Here is a 3,274-nt window from a genome sequence, read left to right as displayed (position 1 = left end):
TGCGCAGAAATGCTCACCCGTGATTTTCCAAACAGGCTCTAAGGACTTTCTTCTCGGCGGAAGAAATTTGTAGTCTCTGAGCGAGATCTTCCATAGATTTTAAAAGTCTTGCTTGAAAATTTTCCGCAACTATTACAACTTCTTTAATACCCAACATGAGGCGATCTAAATATTCAGCTTGTTGCATAACTATTTTTTGATATTTTACTTCTACTTCTGCCCTTGCGTTATGGACCTCTGCTATTCTGAGGGTTTCATGTATTTCTATTGTATCCTCTAATACTCTTATTATTCCTTTACAGACATCAAGGTCTGTTTTGAAGACATATTTCTCGTTAATAGATTTGATTTCTTCAGGTGAGAAAGTGAGCGTTTTAGAGGACTGCTTTATATCGCTCACACTTAAAAGTCCTTCAAACAGGTCAGTCATTTGTCCGTGCAGTTCTGCTGCACGGCGTCGCGCCTCGACTTTGCCTGCTCTTCCCAAGGAAATCCAGATTTCGCTTTTACCAAGAATCGGGCGCAAGGGGACTGGGACGACGCGTCGAAAATGGAATCGCGAGCCGACAAGTTTGAGCATAAAACTTCTCCAACTTTGGAGAAGAGCTTTGGAGAACCAACCCACTTGTTATGGGTCATATCCTCGTATTTCCAATGAAACCAGAGGGTTATGTGGTGCGAGCTGCGGGACTCGAATACACAGTGAGTCGCGATTTTTCGCGTAACCTATTGATTTATACAGACATTTTGAGGCGTCTTGAAAGCGTACTGTAGAAAATCACAGTAGCAGATTTTGCTACACCATCAAGCAGGTTTCTGGGGATAATTTTCCAGCAGGGAGGGGAAATAGAATTGTGTTTTGGGAGATACTGAGGAATGCTTATCTTCCTGTATTAGAAGAGGTTTTTTATGTCTCGTCTCTTTGCTTTGTTTGCCACCTTGTCCTTGACATTAATACCTCAGGCACAAGCAGCCTCAGAAGTTGGTAATTTTCTTAATCAGATAAATGCAGGAAAAAATAACCCGGAAGCAGGGTTCGAGGAATATTTAAAAGCTACTAGGACCAGTAAAGGGCTTATCTGGCAAAAAGATTTAGCTAAATCATGCGAGGTTCATATTAAAGTCATTCCTCGGAATATGCAGGATGACTCTATGAAGTGTGAAAAGTCCTATCTAATTCCTGACAGTCCATCAGGAAGCGAGTTCACCTTCATCGTGGACAAATATATCTTCACGTTTTTCAGTCAGAAAAATTTGCCTCGGAATCCCACTGGAGAGAACAGCGTGTTCCCCATCTATAAGATGGCACAACTGCAAAGAGAGCTTCCTGGGTCGAAGTCAAAACCAGGTGTGAACTGGCTGACACGTGGAGCTTGTACGGTTGAACTTCCTAATAAGTTTCAACCAACAACCCGCATAAATTGCCAAGCTAATGACGGAAAGATTTCTGTTGCGATTTTCCAGGAAGTGGGTGTTCCTGAATAGGTCACTTTATTAAATGTAGTCATTTATATAAATGACTACATTTTCAAACATCTGACTATGCCTTGTTATCTGTAACGTACCTAGGAGGTCGTCTTTGAAATTTGGGCGGACGAACGGGACGAGTTTCAGGGACTACTACTTTATCAGATGAATCCACTACATCTGTCTTGTCTTGTATAACAGCAACATCAGGAGCAGGAGTTTCCTCTGCTTTTTCAGGTGCAGTGATTACTTTTTTAGGCTCATGTTTGACAGGTGCTTCGGGCACTACATCTTTTTTGTGATTAACAACATTCTTAATTTCTTTATGTCGAGCTTTTAAAGCGTCATCATTGAGCATCATCACATCATGTAAAATCTGCTCATAAAAAATATCGTTATCTAATTCGTTACCATACTTGATAAGTTTACTTCTATTTAATTTTTCGAAATCAATAATATCTTTTCTCATATTAGCCATTTTTGTAATATGAGCTTTCTCTGATTGATAATATTCTTTATTTTCATCTTTTTTTTCTAATGAAATACGTGAGATACCATTCCAGTAATTTCCGTATATCAAGCGATATTTAATGTATGCGTCTACATATTTTTGCTCATGTGCATTATTGAAATCTAACAAAAAAGGAATAGCTTCAAGCGACCTTTTTGTCGGATTATCATATTTATGAAGCGTATGCATTGCTCCATGAACTATCTCCCATATATAGATACGTTGAAATCTTTCCCCGAACTCGTGTAAAGGTTTATTTTCTTTGATCAGATTTTTATAGACACTCAAATCTCTTAAAAAGTACTTTTTAGCGAGATTGGTTCTAACTCTTGATTTAAATTCTTCTTGTAAGTCAGGAGGTAATAAAGATATTATGTTATTCACGTTAATATCGGATTCAATTGCATAATCGAACGTGAAATTGTCTCTATCAAATCTTTCCGAATATCCCAATCCAGATTTTATTGTTGATGATATATCTACAACGGCATTAAACACGCCATTTGTTAGGGCTTGTCGTTTTTTCTGACGTTCATTATTAGACATGGCTTTCCCATGCTTTGTAGGTCTTCCCCTTCCTCTGGATTTCTTGGGTTCAGGAACTACTTCATCGTTCATTAGAATAATGCCTTTTTTGTTATTCACACAATTGAATATCATCAAACATATACAAGCCTGTTCAGGCTTGTGCTGGGCAGGGCAGAACGTTGTTCTGCCTAATGATGCCCTTCTTTTTTACAGGTTCAGATGTGCCTCAAACTGCTTCTGATACTCGTGGAGAATGTCATCCAGAGTATGGAAACGGTTATCAAACAGATTGATCTCTGCATTGAAACCATGAAGATCTTCAATCTTGTTTATCTCCATTTTTCCATCTTCATATATCAAGCAAGTGAACCCTTTTTCTAAAAGGGAAGGCTTCATTGCCTGGATGGCATCAATTTTCCGGTGCTCGTCTTCTGACGTAAATTTTCTTTTGAGATCATCAAAGATAGACATGAGAAATCCTCCATTAATGTGAATAACAAAAATAGAGGATATGAGTTCATGGAGCAATCAGTATTTTCTTCCAGACTTCAGCAGTTGAAAGAGCATCGCCAATCGCCGAATGAGCTTTTCCAACTCGTTTGCAACCCGACACACGAAGAGCTTGATCAAGGCTCATGCCACCGTAATAGTTTGCATATTCAGGCCATCTTGAACCCGCTGCATACATGCAGCATGTAAAATCGTTATCTAATAACATTTTTGGATCTAAGAGCCTGTTTGGAAAATCGATCTGATGTGATTCAAGCT

The 3,274-nt window shown here is 38.9% G+C and carries 5 protein-coding genes; 1 reads left to right on the top strand and 4 read right to left on the bottom strand.

Annotated elements, in window-relative coordinates:
* Positions 1-13 precede the first annotated feature (13 nt).
* Complete coding sequence (locus tag B7444_RS15855; RefSeq protein ID WP_231503068.1) at positions 14-580, bottom strand: DUF6538 domain-containing protein; 567 nt, start codon at positions 578-580, stop codon at positions 14-16.
* A 329-nt stretch (positions 581-909) separates the two neighbouring features.
* On the opposite strand from B7444_RS15855, the gene B7444_RS15850 reads away from it, so the two are divergent.
* Complete coding sequence (locus B7444_RS15850) at positions 910-1,485, top strand: hypothetical protein (protein ID WP_007284702.1); 576 nt, start codon at positions 910-912, stop codon at positions 1,483-1,485.
* Between the two features lie 55 nt (positions 1,486-1,540).
* Here the strand turns inward: B7444_RS15850 and B7444_RS15845 are convergent, their stop codons facing one another.
* From B7444_RS15845 to B7444_RS16685, 3 genes are all read right to left on the bottom strand, one after another.
* On the bottom strand, positions 1,541-2,596 hold the full coding sequence (locus B7444_RS15845) for a hypothetical protein (RefSeq protein WP_146911457.1): 1,056 nt from the start codon (positions 2,594-2,596) through the stop codon (positions 1,541-1,543).
* 117 nt (positions 2,597-2,713) lie between these two features.
* Positions 2,714-2,977, bottom strand: a complete 264-nt coding sequence (locus B7444_RS15840) for a hypothetical protein (protein ID WP_035730819.1) — start codon at positions 2,975-2,977, stop codon at positions 2,714-2,716.
* Between the two features lie 46 nt (positions 2,978-3,023).
* Positions 3,024-3,274, bottom strand: a 251-nt coding sequence (locus B7444_RS16685; protein ID WP_200146811.1) for a 3'-5' exonuclease family protein, incomplete at its 5' end; no start/stop codon positions are given.

The sequence above is a fragment of the Gluconobacter thailandicus F149-1 = NBRC 100600 genome, from assembly GCF_000964465.1.
Classification (GTDB): Bacteria; Pseudomonadota; Alphaproteobacteria; order Acetobacterales; family Acetobacteraceae; genus Gluconobacter; species Gluconobacter thailandicus.
This window is presented reverse-complemented; position numbering and strand designations above follow the sequence as displayed.